Here is a 15,249-nt window from a genome sequence, read left to right as displayed (position 1 = left end):
CCTCATCCTTTCAGGGTTTCGCGCAGCCAGGTCGCCGCGTCCTCGGGCAGGTACCGGCGCTGGTCGACGAGCCGGGTGAGCACCGACTCGGCCGCGGCGGGGTAGCCGCGCGGCGCCGGCAGGGGGTACTCGTGGCCGCGGCTCCAGTGCTCCCCCGGCGAGATCACCTCCAAGCGGGCCCTCGGCAGGTCCACCGCCGGTGTGCGCCAGCCACCGTCCGGGTGCCCGGCCGCGTCACGGCAGGAGACGTCGAGGTGGCAGGACCGCGGCGGCGCCACACCGTCGCGGGCCCAGGCGACGAGTGCGTCCAGCGCCGCGTGCGTGACGTGGGTGTGGGGGAAGGTGCTCCAGCGCGACCCCGGCGGCGGCGCGGCCTCGGGCGGGGCGTACCGGCTGTCGACGTGCGCCATCCCGGGCACCTCGTAGACGACGTAGTGGCGTGGGTCCCCGCCGCGGTGGGCGAGGTCGCGGCCCTGTCCGGGGAGCCCGGCCGCGCTCCGGACGGACTCCAGGTCGGCCTCGGCGAGGACCTCCACCGTGGGCCGGCGCAGTGTGGTCAGCGCCGCGCCTCCGCTGTGCAGGGGCAGGAACCCGTCGGGCGCCTCGTCGTACGGGCCGAGCGCGGTGGCGTAGCGGCGCACCACTCCCCCGCTCTGCGAGCTCCCGGCGAGCACGACGGTGCCGCAACCCAGGTCACGCACCGCCCGGATCGCCGCGGACAGGATGTCCGTCAGGCGCGGGCTGGTGTCCCACCAGACCTGCGAGAACCGGTCGGAACGTTCCCGCAGGCCGAGTCCCGCACCGTCGAACGGGGTCAGCGCCGACGGACGGCCCGGCAGGTGCACGGCCCGGTAGCGGTCCGGCGACCGCCGCACCATGGCGTGCGCGGGTGTCGTCTGGCAGGCGACCTCGGCCCAGGTGTGGCGGCAGCGCAGCAGGTACTCGTGGCACGAGCGCCACACCGGCCGCCCGCCCGAGTAGTGCATCGGCTCCAGTACAACGACACCGCTCGCGTCACCAGCAGGCTCGCGCACCAGCAGCCGGGTCGCGAAGCCGTCGCCGCGCAGCAGGAACTCACGCGTGCGGTAGCCGTGTTCGGCGAGCCCGCCGGTCCACGGATCGTCCGCGCCGAAGGCCTCCCCGGAGCCGGCAAGCTCGTCCAGGGTCATGCGAGCGACCCGAACGCGCGTCCCCACGGGTCCACGCGCGTGCTCGTGGTGATGCCCTGCCAGACCGCGAGTCGTTCCGGCCGTGTCTCCGGCCCCGCCTCGAACCCGGTGTCCCCGAAGCGGAACTGGACCGGCCGCTCCGGCGTGGAGGCGGGCCACCCCGGATTCCCGGTACGGGCGAAAGACACCAGGGCCCGCGTGGCGACGTCGGCCGCCCGGTCGTACCCCTCGCCCGTGAGCGGGTGCGCCCCGCGCCCCACGTTGCCGAAGAACAGCGGCATCTCGATCCCGTGGAAGGCGCCCAGCGGCGAATCCTGGTTGGCGTCGCACAGATAACTGAACACCGGCCCCGTCGCGAGGTGCGCCAGGCGTTTCGTGCGGATCCGGAACTGGTCGCTCAGCACGGTCAGGAGCAGGTCGGCGTTGCGGCCGGGATCGCCCAGCGCCCGGTAGCGTTCCAGCAGCTGCGGCGCGTCACCGGGATCGTCGACACCCGCGGCGACCAGCCGGGTCAGCGTGGCCTCGTCGAGGTCGTGGCCCGGCCGGGCCCACGGTGGGTCGAGCAGCAGGATGTAGCGCAGCTCGTCGAGCGCGGTCCCGGTCAGCAGGGGCACCGACACGGCGCCGGCGGCGAAGGCCTCCTCCGGGAACGCGGGCAGCGACGCCGTCCCGGCGACGGGGGCGAACCGCATCCCGTGCTCGGTGGGCACCGACCCCACCCCGAGCAGGCTCTGCACCTCCATCAGCCGTTCGAGCGGCACCGACCCGAGGACGTCCGGGTCCGCCTTGCGCACGCCGAGGTGGTGCAGCACCTCCTGCGCGATCAGCGTCGCGCGACCGGAGTCCTTGAGCCCGAACGGCGGCCCGCCGTGGATTCCGGCCCGGTGGAACAGCCCGCGCGCCGACGGTGAGGCCAGCAGGGCCGAGACCTTGCCCCCGCCGCCGGAATGACCGAAGACGGTGACGTTGCCGGGATCCCCGCCGAAGGCCGCGGCGTTGTCGCGGACCCACTCCAGTGCGGCGACGAGATCGAGCAGGCCGGGGTTGGGTGCGGCACCCCATTCCGCACCGCCCAGCTCGTCCAGGTGCAGGAACCCCAGCATCGACAGCCGGTGGTTCACCGACACGACCACCACGTCGCGGCCGGCGGCCAGCGCGGTGCCGTCGGTCCAGGGCGAGAAACCGCTGCCCTGGAAGAACCCGCCGCCGTGCAGCCAGACCAGCACCGGCCGCTTGCCCTGCCGGGAGCGGGTCCACACGTTGAGCACCAGGCAGTCCTCACGCATCGGAGCCCCGCCGTGGCGGGCGGCGCCTCCCGGCCGCACCGGCTGTGGTGCGATCGGCCCGAGGTCGAAGGCGGGCCGGACCCCGGTCCACGGCCGCGGCGGGCGTGGTGCCCGGAAGCGGTGTGTCCCGGAAACGTCGTCGCCGTAGGGAATTCCGAGGAAACTCAGGACCCCGTCGACGTCCAGTCCCTCGACCGTCCCGGCGGTCGTGGCCGCCACCCCGCGCGCGGTCATGACGCCGGCCGCCACGACGCCGTGCCGGTCGGATCGACCGCCGTGTAGTAGGTCGGCGCCTTGGGTTTCAGCGCGACGTTGTCCACGCCGGAGGAGAACAGGATCGTCTCCGTGCGGTACACCGGCGCGAACCAGCCCAGGTCCGCGAAGTCCCGCACCAGGTCGGCGTAGGCCGCGCCCTGCTGGTCACCGGAGGAGGCCGCGACCCGGTCGTAGTCCGCCGACACGCGGGGATCGGAGCTGTTGAAGGGGTTGGCGAGCACGTCCCGGTGGGACAGCGCCCGTGCGGCCATGAAGGCCGTGGTCTGGTTGGAGAAAATCACGGCGGGTGCCTTGCCTCCCCGGAACTTCTGGTTGAAGGACGAAATCTCGTTCTCCGCGTCGATGTCGACGGTGATCCCGATGTCGCCCAGCGAACTCGCCACGGCCTGCGCCAGCGGGCAGGTGCTGAGCGTGTTGGAACACAGGACGGTGAAGCGGAACCCGTCCGGGTACCCGGCGCGCGCGAGCAGGTCCCGCGCCCGGGCCGGGTCGTAGGGGTAGTAGGTGTCCAGCTCGGGCCGGAACCCCTCCTGCTGGGGCAGGCCCATCTGCGCCGTGGGCACCGCGTAGCCGTTGGGGTTGAGCGCCTTGGTGATCGGGCCGCGGTCGATCGCGAGGTTGATCGCCTGCCGCACCTCGGTTTTCGCCAGCGGCGGCGCGAGTGTCCCGGCCCGGTCGAGGAGGTAGAGCGCCCAGACCGCGCCCGGGGCCGAGGTCACCGTGGCTCCCGAGTCTTCCGCGGTCGGTGCCGTGAGCGGTTTCCCGGACGCGACGTCGATCTGCCCGGAGGCCACCGCGGACACCACCGTGTTCGGATCGCTGATCGCCTTGATCACCACCTTGTCGTAGTACACGACCGACGGGTTCCAATACCGCGCGTTGCGGACGTAGGTGTAGTGGTCACCGGACACCGACTGCCCCGGATCGAGGACGTAGGGGCCGGTCCCGTTGGTGGCCATGTCCAGCGACCCCGGTCTGGTCATCGCGCTGGGGTTGGCCACCATCCCGCCGCCGTAGAGCTGGCTCAGCACCCACGGCAGATCGGGGTGCGGCTCGTTCAGCTCGATCCGGACGGTGTGGGCGTCCACGGCCGTCGCGGAGGTCATCATCTGCAGGTTGGAGCTCAGCGTCGACTTCGCGTCGCGGTAGTAGTGCAGCCACCGCGCGACGCCCTCGGCGGTCATCGGCGCGCCGTCGCTGAACACGACACCCTCGCGCAGCGTCAGCTGGAACACCCGGTAGGCGTCGTCGAGCCACTCCCACGATGTCGCGAGGTCCGGGGCCAGCGTGCCGTCGGGCTTGGCGAAGATCAGCGAGTCGTAGGCCAGCGTCGAATAGATCATCGACTGGCCGCCCGAGGACTTCGCCGGGTCCAGGCCCGAGATCGGCGGCCCGGAGAACTGGACGGTCAGGGTGCCCGGCTCGTTCGCCGAGGAACCGCCGGCGCATCCGGCCACGGCGAGTGCGACGACACCGAGCAGGGCGAGCAGACTCCGCCGGATCATGCGGTCACCACCTCCAGTGCGGCGTCGTTGTGGCAGGCGACCTCGACCGCCCCCACCTGCCGCAGCCGCGGCACCTCGGTGGTGCAGCGGTCCAGCACGAACGGGCAGCGCGGCGCGAAGGCACATCCCGGCGTGCCGAGGGCCGCGGGTGGAGGGACGACGCGGGCGCGGCGCTCACGCTGACGGCGCGGGTCCGGCGACGGCGCGGCCTCCACCAGCGCCCGCGTGTACGGGTGCGCCGGGGAGCCGTGGACCACCGACGTCGGCCCGGACTCGACGATGCGCCCGCGATACATCACGTACAGGCGGTCGGCGAGGTGGTTCATCAGCGCCAGGTCGTGGCCGATGACCAGGTAGCTGATGCCGTTGTCCCGCTGCAGGTCCATCAGCAGGTTCACCACCTGCGCCTGCACCGAGAGGTCCAGCGCGCTGGTCGGTTCGTCGCAGATCAGCAGGCGCGGGCGCACCATCATGGCGCGGGCGATCGCGATGCGCTGCCGCTGCCCGCCGGAGAACTCGCGCGGGTAGCGCTCGGCGACGGATTCGTCGAGGCCGACGGAGGCGAGGGTCTCCTCGACGCGGCTGCGCACCTCCGCCTTGCGCATCCGCAACGGGACCACCGGTTCGGCCAGGATCGCCCGCACCGTCATCGCCGGGTCCAGCGAGCTGTACGGGCTCTGGAACACCGCCTGCGCGCCCGCCGCGGCGACCCCGCGCCGGCCGAGGGTGCCGATCCGGTGCCCGTTGACCGAGATCGTCCCGGCGGAGGGCTTCGTCAGTCCGAGCGCGGCCATCGCCAGCGAACTCTTGCCCGATCCCGATTCGCCGACGAGCCCGACCGTCTCCCCGCTGCGCACGGTGAGGCTGACGTCGTCGACCGCGCGGGTCCGCACCCGGCGCCGGAGGTAGTCGATCGACACGCCGCGCGCGTCGAGGGCCGTGGTGTCAGACATTGGCCTCTCCTCGGATGCAGCGCACCGCACGGTCACCGCCCAGGTCCACGAGCGGGACCGGCGCGGCGTCGCAGTCCGGTGTCGCGAGTGGACAGCGGGCGCTGAACCGGCAGCCGCCGGGCCATTCCTCGGGGCGGGGCACCCGGCCCGGCAGGGTCGCGAGCCGCTCACCGGGCGCGCCGCCGGTAGGGTTCGCCGCGAGCAGTGCCCGGGTGTAGGGGTGCCGTGGCGAGGTGAACAGCTCGTCGACCGACGCGGTTTCGACGACCTGGCCCGCGTACATGACCACGCATCGGGTGGCGACGTCGGCGACGACGCCCCAGTCGTGGGTGACGAACAGGATGGCGAGGTCGTCTTCGGCCTGCCGGTCCCGCAGCAGCGAGAGGATCCCCGCCTGCACCGTCACGTCGAGCGCGGTGGTCGGTTCGTCGGCGATCAGCACCTTCGGGCGTCCGGCCAGTGCGCGGGCGATGCACACGCGTTGCGCCATCCCACCGGACAGCTCGTGCGGGTAACGGCGCAGGACCGACTCCGGATCGGGCATGCCGACCTTGTCGAGCACCTCGGCCGCCAGGGCGCGCGCCTCCGCCCGGCCCGCGCCGGTGTGCCGCCGGATCGAGCCGGCCAGAATCTTCCCCACCGGCAGCGAGGGATCCAGCGCTGCCACGGGTTCCTGCAAGATGACCGATACCCCGTTGCCGCGGGGCATTCCCCTGCCGCCGCGGCGGGCGTCGTGCACCGTCCCGTCGAGCGTGACCGTACCGGAGAGGACGTGGGCCGCGGGCGGCAGCACTCCCGCGGCGGCGCGGGCGGTGATGCTCTTGCCGCAACCGGACTCGCCGAGCACCGCGACGATCTCCCCCGCCGCGATCGCCAGCGCCACGTCCTCGACGACCGGCTGCACGCCACCCGCCCGCTCGAAACCGACCGTGAGCCCGGCCAGCCGGAAGACCTCCGGTCCACTCGGGACAGTGGGCGGCCCGGCGGGCGGGGCGGGCATTCGGCGTCGCGCGGCCGAGGGCGGCGGTCCCATCCACCGCTCGGCCAGCGAGTCCCGCAGGCCGTCACCGGCGAACCACAGCGCGAGGACGACCAGCGCCAGCACGCCTCCGGTCGGCACGAGCAGCCAGGGATGCTGGTGCAGGCTCTCGGCCGCGTCGGAGACCATGGTGCCCCAGGTGGGCGTGGGTGGTTGCGGGCCGAGGCCGAGGAAGTCGAGCCCGCTGCCGATGAGGATCGCGACACCGCCGATCAGCGACAGCTGCACCACGACGGCACCGGCGAGCTTGCTGACGACGTGGGCGCGCACGATGTGCAGGTCACCCAGACCCGACACCCGCGCGACGTCGATGTACTGCTCCTGCCGCACACCCAGCGCGACGGCCCGCACGACCTTCGCCAGCGCCGGCGAGATCAGCAACCCGAACACGGCCATGGCGATGTTGAGATCGTGCGGGAACACGGCGAGCACCGCGAGCAGGAAGATGGTCGGCGGCAGCGCCAGGAGACCGTCGGTGCACCAGCCGATCGCCCGGTCCCAGCGCCCGCCCCGGTACCCGGCCAGCATCCCCAGCGGAAACCCGGCGACGAAGGCGAACGCCACGGTCAGTGCCGCCGACAACAGGGTGTGCACGCCGCCGAAGAGCAGACGGGACAGCACGTCGCGGCCGAGGGTGTCGGTGCCGAGCAGGTGCACGCCGGACGGGCCGCTGGAGGCGTTGACGTAGTCGGTGTCGTCGAACGGGTAGGGCGCGAGCAGCGGCGCGCACACGCACGCCACGATCACCAGCAGGAGGAACAGAGCCGAGACGACGGGCAGGGGTTTGCGTGCGAACCGGCGGAACAGGCCGGGACGACGGGTCACCGGCGCCTGCGCCCGGACCTGCGGTTCGGCTACGAGGGCCTTGGTCATGACACGTCCACCTTCGGGTTGATCTTCCGGTACACGAGGTCGAGTCCGAGGTTGACCAGGACGACCATGATTCCGAAGTAGAGCGCGATGCCCTGGATCACCGGGATGTCGCTCTGGGTCGTCGCGGTCACGGCGAGGCTGCCGAGCCCGGGCAAGCCGAAGATCTGCTCGACGAGCACGCTGCCGCTCAGCGCGCCCACGAAGTGGATACCGACCACGGCGATGACCGGCGGTGCCGAGTTGCGCAGCACGTGCCGGTAGACGATGACCCGTTCCGGCACACCGTCGGCGCGGTGCGCGACGGCGTACTCGGCGGACAGGCCGGTCAGCATCGCGTCCCGGGTCTGTTTCGCGATCCCGGCCAGTCCGCCGACGACCAGCGTGAGCACCGGCAGGGCGAGGAAACGCAACCACTGCACCGGACTTTCGCCGGGGTCCACGTATCCGACGGCGGGGAACAGATGCAGGCGGGTGGAGAAGATCGTGACGATGACCAGGCCCAGCCAGAACTGCGGCAACGCCGAGCCGATGACCGCACCGAAGTCGACCAGCCGGCCGAGCACCCCGCCCCGGTGGGCGCTCAGGCACCCCAGGAGGATGCCGATCACCGTGGAGAGCACCGTGGCCAGCACGACCAGCGACAGCGTGACGCCGAGGCGGTCGTTGAGCGACTGGACGACGTGCGAGCCGTTCACGATCGACGTGCCCAGGTCACCGTGCAGTGCGTCCTGCAACCAGTGCCAGTACTGCACCGGCAGCGGATCGTCCAGCCCCAGTTGCTGCCGCAGGGCTTCGTATTCGGCCGGGCCGGCCTCGGGACCGGCCAGTATCCGCGCCGCGTCGCCGGGTGAGATCGCCACCAGCAGGAACGTCACGACGGTGACGACGAAGAGGAGTGGTATCCCGAACGCGAGGCGCCGGAGAACGAGCTTGCCCATACCCGCGACCTTCCTGGAGGAACCGCTCGCCGCTGAGCGGTTTCGACGGGGCGGAACTACGCCGTGGTGCTCGTCAGGAGCGGGTGAAAAACGTCGCCTCCCCGTTCCGCTCGACGATGGTCGCCGACAGGCCGGCGTCCGCCGTGATCTGCCGCATGTAGCCGATCGTCCGACGGCCCTGGTCGTCGTCGCCATGAAGGACGGGGCGGGCGTCGCCACCGATGTGGCACGGAACGAAACCGGCCTCGGCCACTCCCCCGGCATCCACCACGACCTTCGCGATGATGGTGTGCCGGGAGTCGCGCGGGAACGGGAACGGGGCCTCACCGGGGTCGGGCGTGAAGAAGTCCAGGCTCGGCGCGTTGCGTGGCCGCGGCCGGTTCCCGTGGCGTCCCAGCGGATCCGTCTCCGGCGTGTAGGCGGCGACGAAGTGGTTGATGCCGTGGAACACCGGCCGCCCGCGGTAGACCTCGACACCGCGGAGGATGTGCGCGTGGTGCCCGATGACGACGTCCGCCCCGGCGTCGACCGCCGCGTGCGCGAGCGGGCGCTCGTACTGCGCCAGCTTCGCGTGCACGAACCCCATCCCCTTGTGCAGCGACACGCATACGACGTCCACTTCGGACCTCAGTGCCGCGATGTCCTCGCGCATCGCGTCGAGCGTCTCGGGATCGAGCGAGGTGAACTCGGCCGGCGCGCTGCCGGGCGAGGCGACGTCCAGCTCGTAGTGGTTCAGCACCCGGACCGGCGCGACCCCGGCCTTGACCGGCGTCGCCCAGGACTCGCGCGGGCCGACCGCGTTGTAGCTCAGGAAACCGACCGACACTCCGTCCCGTTCGACCACGGCCGGTGTCCGCGCCTCGTCGAGCGTCATTCCGGCACCGGTGTGCGCCAGACCGTTGCGCCGCAACGCGGTGACCGCGTCCTCGATCCCGTACGGGCCCTGGTCGAACATGTGGTTGCCCGCCATCGTCAGCACGTCGAACCCGGCCTCGGCGAGGACGTCGATGGCCGAGGGCGGGTTCGCCGGGGCCGGGATGTCCACCACGCACACCTGGCCGCGGTCGGTGTGCGGCCATTCGAGGTGACCGATCGCGATGTCGGCCTCGCGCAGCCGGGTGCGGGCGCTGTCGAAGTACCGGGCGGGGCCGGGCGCGGACAGCATCAGGTCACCGACGAAGTTCAGTTCGACGGGCATCGGGTCTCCTCGGGCAAGTGGCGGCCCAGGACGGCACGGACGCTGGGTTCGCGGGCGATGCCGCGCAGGTCGGCGGCCAGCTGTGCGGGGTCGGGCGGCGGCTGGGGAGCGTGGCGAGCGCAGGCGGCGAACTTCGCCCGCAGCGCGTCGTCGCTCAGCGGGCGGCTGGGATTGCCCAGGGGGACGTCGATCCGGCGGTGCAGCACGCGCCCGTCGCGCAGTCGCACCGTCATGCGGGCCGAGGTCATGCGGTCCGGCACGTCCCAGGCGGGATCGGCGGTGAAGGTCACGCGCCGCGCGAGTTCGAGCACCTCGGACCGTTCCAAGGAGGTGAACGAGCCGAGGTCGACCCGTCCGTCGACGAACGCGGTGGCCACCGTGAAGGGCAGGCTGAACTTGGCATCGATCGCCGAAGCCGGGGCGCGCTTGGCTTCCGGTGGCTCGGCCAGCATCACGTTCACCGGGGCTCCCGCGAGGTCGATCGCCTCGATCCCGGCCGGAACCGCCTCGTCGCGCAGGTCCAGCGCGGCCTCGAGGAAGGAGTGCGTGCCCCGGCAGCTGGGCCACGGCTTGTAGCTGACCCGCGGCCCGGCGAAGGTCTCCCCCAGTCCGTCGAGGAGCGCCTCCGGCCGGTACTGCCCGGACACGTGCGTCGCGAAGAATCCCGCCCGGCCCTCCAGCGGCGCGTCGAAACCGCGGATGCCCGCGGCCGCGAGCTGGACGGCGCGTACGGCCGCGTTCGCGCCGAAGCCGTCCCGGATGCCGCGGACCAGTGACCGGGGGCTGTACTTGATCTCCCCCGGGGCGCCCATCTGCATCAGTACCAGCGACAGCGCGTCGACGGTGTGCCCTGGCCCCAGGGCGAGCAGGTGCGCACTGGCGACGGTGGCGCCCAGCGCACCGGCGAGCGGGGGCGGGTACCAGCCGTGGCCGGCCAGCTCGGTCCCGGTCGCGGCGGCGAGTCGGCACGTGAGGTCGCAGCCCACCGCGATCGAGGCCAGCAACGCGGCGCCGTCGAGGTCGTGCGCCTCCGCCAGGGCGAGTGCGGCGGGAACGACCTGGGCGTGCGGATGCACCGGAAGCCCGTCGACGGAGTCCTCGTAGTCGAGGGCGTGGGCGAGCGCGCCGTTCACCGAAGCCGCGGCAGCGGCCGGAACCCGCCCACCGAAGCCGAGCAGCGTGGACTGCGGAGTGCCGCCCTCGCACCGTGCGAGATCGGCGAAGGCGCCGCACCCCTCACCGAGACCGGCCCCGCCCAGCGCGACGCCGACCTGGTCCACCAGGGACACCGCGGCGGCGTCGAGGACGTCCGCCGGAAGGTCGCCGGGTTTGAGGGAGGTGAGCGTTTCGGCGAGCCGGAAGGACAGTCGCTCCGGCGCCGGAGCGGTCATGCCGCACCCACCACGGCCCGCCGGTCCCGTCCGGTTCCCATACCCGATCCCCTTCCAACGACGCTGTTGTGTATCAGGTTTCCTGATACTTGCAACGAGGTGGCCGCGCTGTCAAGCACGACCTCCCGTGCCGCGCGGTGGGCGGAAAAGGGGCGGGCCCAGGCCAGGGCACGCCGCTGCGAGTTGGTACCGAAGATGAGGGTCCACCGGGGTGACGGTCCACCGGGGTGACGGTCCACTTCAGCTCATCGGTGGAGGCATCGCGGATCAGCGCGCTGCTCGTGACCGCGTTGACCCAGCACCTCACCGGAGAGCTCGCGGCCCGCGACATCCCGGCACCGGCGCGAACCAGATCACCTCGATGCCGCCGTCGGCCAAGGCGACCGTGGGCCCGGTCCCGGCCGAGTCGTCCGGTTTCGCGTTCCGGGCCGCCTTCGGCAGGACGACGGTCCTGATCGTCCCGGTGCTCCTGCTCTCCCGCCACGCCAAGCAGCGCACGTGAGCTCGCTCCCGGCTACGCGAACAACGTGCTGCGCCCAGGTTTTTCCCCGAGAACGTCGATCAGGTCCCTCAAGCGCCGCGTCGACGGGCACTTCGCCGCGGGCACGGACCCCGTGTGCGTCCAGGTCCTCGCCGCTGATCCGCAAGCGTTCCGCGTGCGCGGTGGCACCGCTGGCTCCCGCGCTGTGCGGACGGCCTGCGCAGACCCTCAGGTGGTGGGCAGCGATATCGAGGACGGCGCACCGGGCTCCGAGAGCACCTCGATCCGGGTTCCGTTCGCGTCGGGCAGGACGCCGGTCTCGCGGGTGTCGTAGCCGCTCACGGTCACCTGCACCCGATGGCCCGCGCGCACCTGGTACGAGGTCGGCAACATCGCGAAGTGCAGGCGCACGACCTCGCCCGCCCTCACCGGTGCGGCGTCCTGGGCATAGGCGCGCTGCCACGGGACGCCGGCGGGCAAGGCGTACGGCGCGGGCTGCTCGGCACGCAGTGACACCTGCTGACGCCCGTCGGTGATCACCGTCCTGGTGCCGTCCGGCGCGATGTCCTCGAGGTAGGCGAAGACGTGCGCATCGCCGCGGTCGAGCCGCACGCTCAGGTCCGCGACGGGTGTCCCGGTCAGCTCGGTGTCACGCTCCAGTGCCGGGCCGGTCCACGCGATTCCGCCGACGGGACACGGTTGAGCGGCCGGTCCGCTGCCGACGTCGACCGGGCAGCGGACCGTTGTGTCGACGGTGAACGCGCGCGTGCCCGACGACGCCGAGCCGAGCACGCCGTCGCCGCCGAGCTGGGCCGGCTGGGCCACGGAGCCCGCGGGTGGCCAGGTACCGGCCGACTTCCACGCCAGGCCGGTCGCGTCCGGGACATCGGAGTCCGGGGTCGCGTAATGGATCCGCGGTTCGGCGTCGATGCCGGTGTCGATGCCCTTGAGATGCTGGTCGAAGAACCGGTGTGCCTCCTCGACGAGGGCGAAACCCGCGTTCTCGCAGTGCTTCCACGGGCCGATGAGCAGCCGGGAACCCGGCACGTTCAGCAGCGTCGCAATGCCCTGCCCGCGCAACTCGTCGCGCCAGCCGCCGATCACGTAGACCGGGACGCCGGAACGGCGGATCTGGTCGGCGTAGGTGCCGACGCTGCCTTCGGACCAGAAGCGGGACGCGACGAGCGGGGAGAAACTGTCGCGGTAGGGCATCGAGCGCCACAGGTCGGCGAGCACAGTGGACTGCTGGTGCTCCACGGCGGCCTCGTGCAGCAGGGTTTTGTCCGCGTCACCGTCGACCGGGTTGTTGGCCATGTCCTGCTCGATCGTGCGGGAGGGACCGAAGCCCCATTGCGCGGAGATCCCGCCGGCCCGCCAGGCGTCATATTTGTCCCAGGAGAAACATCCGGCGAGGACGGCCTTGAGGTGCGGCGGGCGTGTGGTGAGGGCGTGCATGGCCGCGTCGCCGGTGTTCGAGCAGCCGTAGATGCCGACGTTGCCGTCGGACCAGGGCTGCGCCGCGAGCCACTCGGTGACCTCATAGGCGTCGAGCGCTTCGATCCGGTCGTTGTAACCGCGGCGGACGCCGAAGGACTGACCGTTCCCGCGCCGCGCGACCTGCGCGACGACGTACCCGTTGTCGGTGAGCGTGGGCATCGTCTGGATGCCGCCCGTCTTCGGGCCCGCGCCGTCCTCGGGCTTGCGGTCGATCGACAGACTGTGCTGCCACAGCACCGGAAAGCGCCCCGGGGCCGCCTTGCCGCCGACAGCGGGACGGTCGAGCGCCACCGCGAGCCGGGTGCCGTCGCGCATCGGCAGGTAGAACGACTCGGTGACCCGTTCGTGGTACTGCGACGCCGGCCGGTACGCGCCGAGCGACGAGGCAGCGGTCGCTTCCTCGCTGCGCGTCGTCACGGCGGCGACGAGGACCCCGGCCAGCAGGGCCAGCGTGACAGCGGTGACGAGCAGCGTCCTCCGACGCCTCGGACGGGTGTCCTCAGGCATACCCGATCCTTTCCAACGCCGATGTTGCATATCAGGGTTCCTGATATTGGCAAGGGTGCGGTGCGGCTGTCAAGCGATCCTTGGCTGCCTCCGCGCGGGACCGGCCGCCACCCCGCCCGGCGACGCACCGACGCCGGGCGACACCGTCTGTTGCCCGGTCAGCCGGTGCGGGCGACAGAGCGCCGTCAGCTGGACGAGGCCCGCTTGGGAAACCCCCTAGGCCGGTGGGGAGGCCGGATGCCCGCGCCGATGCCGCCCCTCCGCCGGACACCAGCACGATCCGGTCCTCGAGTCCCGGGTCCATCGCCGCGGACCCCTCCCCCTCGACAGCCATTTCACCGAACACGGGCAGTTCAATGTGTTGAGCAAGCGGACCGGCCGTGATACCCGACCGAGGTGGAAGTGCCCACAGTCGACCTGGACGGTCCTCACGTTTTCGCTGCCGGACTGGCCGAACGCGGCCCGTGGCGCGCTGCGGAACAAGCTTCGCGCGCTCGGCTTCGCCCTGCTCCACGACGGCATCCGGATCTCCCCGCGTGATCTGTCGCAGCCGGCGGCGGCGCTGCCCGACGAACTCGAGGCGCCTGATGGACACGTTCTGCGGGCGACCCACGTCCCGCGCGGCACCGGCGAGACGCCGCTGCGTTCGATCTACGACCTCGACTCCCTCGACCAGGCGTACCGGGACTTCCTCGGCGCGCATCGCCCGGCGGCCACACGCGCGCCGACCGGCAACCCGCTCGTCTACCGCACGCAGCTGATGAGCGAATGGCTCGCCTTCCGCGATCGCGACCCGGAGCTGCCGGAGGAGCTTCTTCCCGAGCAGTGGGCCCGTCCCTCGGCCTACGCACTGTTCATCGGGCTCTACGACCGGCTCGGTCCCGGTGCCGAGGCTCGTTTCGGGGAGGTCCTCGCTCGCGTCGACAGCTCCTTGGCGCAGGTTCAAGGTCCGTCCCTCTCGCGCGAAGGCCGCCGCGATCGCACCCACCACGTACGCGGCCATGATGTATCCGGCGACCGGCACGAAGCTGCCCCCGATGGCCAGGCTCGCCGCGATCAGCGGTGACACCCCGCCGACCGTGGAGGCGAGCTGGTAGCTCAACGAGGACGCCGTGTAGCGGTAGCGGGTCTCGAACACCTCGCCGATGAACGCCGCCGCCGGCCCGTACACAGCGGACTGGACCACGCCCATGCCGAGCACCATGCCCGCGTACAGGAGCGCCGTGGATCCGTTCACGAGGGCCCACGGGACGGGGTACGCGGTGATGATGCCCAGCACGGATCCGCCGATGATGACGGAGCGCCGCCCGTAACGATCGGAAAGGCGCGCGTAGAAACCGATCCCCACCACCTGGAACAGACACGCCAGAGCCGACGCCACCAGCACCGCGGAACTGCTGTGTCCTCCGCGACCGACAGCCAGCCGGAGCCGGTCACCGATCAGGTGGCAGAGCGAGTTGACCGCGCCCCGTTCGGTTCCCGCCTCGGCGAGTACACCCGCCTCGCGGGCGAGGGCAAGCTCACGAGAACCTTCCGCTGGAGGACGCCGCGAAGGCTCAGGAGCTGAGCGCGAGCGGTCACGCCGCCGGGAAGCTCGTCCTGCGGCCGTAGTGCAGCGCCAGGCCGGCCGGGGAGGCACGACGGCCGACGCGCTCCAGGCTGGCCCGGCCAGCTCGTCCGCCTCCACCGGTCCCGCCTGCCGCAAGTGGCCGAGGCGAGGGCCGCGGCTGCCGTCCACCACGTCTCGCCGAACCGCCGCAGGTGATCGGCCCGGTTCCTGCTCGCACCCGCGGCCACCGTGCCGTGCTTCGCCGCCGCTAGGCCTGCCACGCACCACTCCGCTCGAGCCTGCTGCACGTGGCCTGGACCGCCGGACCCGCTGCCGCATCGAGGAATGCTTCCAGCAGGCCGAGAACGAAACCGGACTGGATCACTACCAGGTCCGCTCGTGGCGGGGGTGGTATGCCGACATCACCGTGTCGGTCAACGCGGCGGCCGTCCTCGGGGCCGGGGCATCGGCACCCGGCCGGGGCTCCCGCTGGGACCCGGGGCTCGCCGGCGTGATCGTCGCGGGCCCGCGCAACCAGGTCACGACGCTGACCGAGCGGCTTCCCTTGCCGGCCTGAGCCAACGGGC

11 protein-coding genes and 2 pseudogenes are annotated in these 15,249 nt (G+C 72.2%); 3 read left to right on the top strand and 10 right to left on the bottom strand.

All coding sequences use genetic code 11. From position 1 onward, the window contains the following. Positions 1 to 2 precede the first annotated feature (2 nt). The 8 genes from HNR02_RS25070 to HNR02_RS25035 form a co-directional block, all read right to left on the bottom strand. The gene (locus tag HNR02_RS25070; protein ID WP_179775561.1) at positions 3 to 1,169 is read right to left on the bottom strand and encodes an alpha/beta hydrolase domain-containing protein; all 1,167 of its coding nucleotides are present in this window, start codon (positions 1,167 to 1,169) and stop codon (positions 3 to 5) included. Then, the gene (locus tag HNR02_RS25065; protein ID WP_179775560.1) at positions 1,166 to 2,704 is read right to left on the bottom strand and encodes a carboxylesterase/lipase family protein; all 1,539 of its coding nucleotides are present in this window, start codon (positions 2,702 to 2,704) and stop codon (positions 1,166 to 1,168) included. The genes HNR02_RS25070 and HNR02_RS25065 overlap by 4 nt, the downstream gene beginning before the upstream one ends. Next, positions 2,686 to 4,236 carry an ABC transporter substrate-binding protein gene (locus tag HNR02_RS25060; RefSeq protein ID WP_179775559.1) on the bottom strand — a complete coding sequence of 517 codons (1,551 nt, stop codon included), beginning with the start codon at positions 4,234 to 4,236 and terminating at the stop codon, positions 2,686 to 2,688. Before HNR02_RS25060 ends, HNR02_RS25065 begins: the two co-directional genes overlap by 19 nt. After that, positions 4,233 to 5,189, bottom strand: coding sequence for an oligopeptide/dipeptide ABC transporter ATP-binding protein (locus tag HNR02_RS25055; RefSeq protein ID WP_179775558.1), 957 nt, complete (start codon positions 5,187 to 5,189; stop codon positions 4,233 to 4,235). Before HNR02_RS25055 ends, HNR02_RS25060 begins: the two co-directional genes overlap by 4 nt. Next, positions 5,182 to 7,101 carry a dipeptide/oligopeptide/nickel ABC transporter permease/ATP-binding protein gene (locus HNR02_RS25050; protein WP_179775557.1) on the bottom strand — a complete coding sequence of 640 codons (1,920 nt, stop codon included), beginning with the start codon at positions 7,099 to 7,101 and terminating at the stop codon, positions 5,182 to 5,184. Before HNR02_RS25050 ends, HNR02_RS25055 begins: the two co-directional genes overlap by 8 nt. Next, complete coding sequence (locus HNR02_RS25045; protein WP_179775556.1) at positions 7,098 to 8,039, bottom strand: ABC transporter permease; 942 nt, start codon at positions 8,037 to 8,039, stop codon at positions 7,098 to 7,100. Before HNR02_RS25045 ends, HNR02_RS25050 begins: the two co-directional genes overlap by 4 nt. Before the next feature lie 73 nt (positions 8,040 to 8,112). Next, positions 8,113 to 9,237, bottom strand: coding sequence for a CapA family protein (locus HNR02_RS25040; protein WP_179775555.1), 1,125 nt, complete (start codon positions 9,235 to 9,237; stop codon positions 8,113 to 8,115). Further along, on the bottom strand, positions 9,222 to 10,628 hold the full coding sequence (locus HNR02_RS25035) for an MmgE/PrpD family protein (RefSeq protein ID WP_179775554.1): 1,407 nt from the start codon (positions 10,626 to 10,628) through the stop codon (positions 9,222 to 9,224). Before HNR02_RS25035 ends, HNR02_RS25040 begins: the two co-directional genes overlap by 16 nt. A 361-nt stretch (positions 10,629 to 10,989) precedes the next feature. On the opposite strand from HNR02_RS25035, the gene HNR02_RS25030 reads away from it, so the two are divergent. Further along, the gene (locus HNR02_RS25030) at positions 10,990 to 11,130 is read left to right on the top strand and encodes a hypothetical protein (RefSeq protein WP_179775553.1); all 141 of its coding nucleotides are present in this window, start codon (positions 10,990 to 10,992) and stop codon (positions 11,128 to 11,130) included. A 207-nt stretch (positions 11,131 to 11,337) separates the two neighbouring features. On the opposite strand, the gene HNR02_RS25025 is transcribed toward HNR02_RS25030, so the two are convergent. Next, complete coding sequence (locus tag HNR02_RS25025) at positions 11,338 to 13,113, bottom strand: CocE/NonD family hydrolase (RefSeq protein ID WP_179775552.1); 1,776 nt, start codon at positions 13,111 to 13,113, stop codon at positions 11,338 to 11,340. A gap of 358 nt (positions 13,114 to 13,471) precedes the next feature. Between HNR02_RS25025 and HNR02_RS35640 the strand changes: the two genes are divergently transcribed. After that, on the top strand, positions 13,472 to 14,179 hold the full coding sequence (locus HNR02_RS35640; protein ID WP_376772916.1) for a PaaX family transcriptional regulator C-terminal domain-containing protein: 708 nt from the start codon (positions 13,472 to 13,474) through the stop codon (positions 14,177 to 14,179). Here HNR02_RS35640 and HNR02_RS36830 read toward each other — a convergent pair. Continuing rightward, positions 14,123 to 15,001: pseudogene (locus HNR02_RS36830) on the bottom strand (MFS transporter); the annotation flags it as partial. The gene HNR02_RS35640 and the pseudogene HNR02_RS36830 sit on opposite strands and share 57 nt — an antisense overlap. On the opposite strand from HNR02_RS36830, the pseudogene HNR02_RS36970 reads away from it, so the two are divergent. Beyond that, positions 14,991 to 15,239, top strand: a pseudogene (locus tag HNR02_RS36970) (hypothetical protein); the annotation flags it as partial. The pseudogenes HNR02_RS36830 and HNR02_RS36970 overlap by 11 nt on opposite strands. Positions 15,240 to 15,249 lie beyond the last annotated feature (10 nt).

Source organism: Amycolatopsis endophytica (assembly GCF_013410405.1).
In the GTDB taxonomy this organism is placed as follows: Bacteria; Actinomycetota; Actinomycetes; order Mycobacteriales; family Pseudonocardiaceae; genus Amycolatopsis_E; species Amycolatopsis_E endophytica.
The sequence above is the reverse complement of the archived record's forward strand: the minus strand, read 5'-3'. Positions and strand labels throughout refer to the sequence as shown.

Bases quoted from the DNA above. Each gene is read 5' to 3' on its own strand.
- HNR02_RS25070 (WP_179775561.1), bottom strand. From the start codon at position 1,169: ATGACCCTGGACGAGCTTGCCGGCTCCGGGGAGGCCTTCGGCGCGGAC.
- HNR02_RS25060 (WP_179775559.1), bottom strand. From the start codon at position 4,236: ATGATCCGGCGGAGTCTGCTCGCCCTGCTCGGTGTCGTCGCACTCGCC.
- HNR02_RS25055 (WP_179775558.1), bottom strand. From the start codon at position 5,189: ATGTCTGACACCACGGCCCTCGACGCGCGCGGCGTGTCGATCGACTAC.
- HNR02_RS25050 (WP_179775557.1), bottom strand. From the start codon at position 7,101: ATGACCAAGGCCCTCGTAGCCGAACCGCAGGTCCGGGCGCAGGCGCCG.
- HNR02_RS25045 (WP_179775556.1), bottom strand. From the start codon at position 8,039: ATGGGCAAGCTCGTTCTCCGGCGCCTCGCGTTCGGGATACCACTCCTC.
- HNR02_RS25040 (WP_179775555.1), bottom strand. From the start codon at position 9,237: ATGCCCGTCGAACTGAACTTCGTCGGTGACCTGATGCTGTCCGCGCCC.
- HNR02_RS25035 (WP_179775554.1), bottom strand. From the start codon at position 10,628: ATGACCGCTCCGGCGCCGGAGCGACTGTCCTTCCGGCTCGCCGAAACG.
- HNR02_RS25030 (WP_179775553.1), top strand. From the start codon at position 10,990: ATGCCGCCGTCGGCCAAGGCGACCGTGGGCCCGGTCCCGGCCGAGTCG.
- HNR02_RS25025 (WP_179775552.1), bottom strand. From the start codon at position 13,113: ATGCCTGAGGACACCCGTCCGAGGCGTCGGAGGACGCTGCTCGTCACC.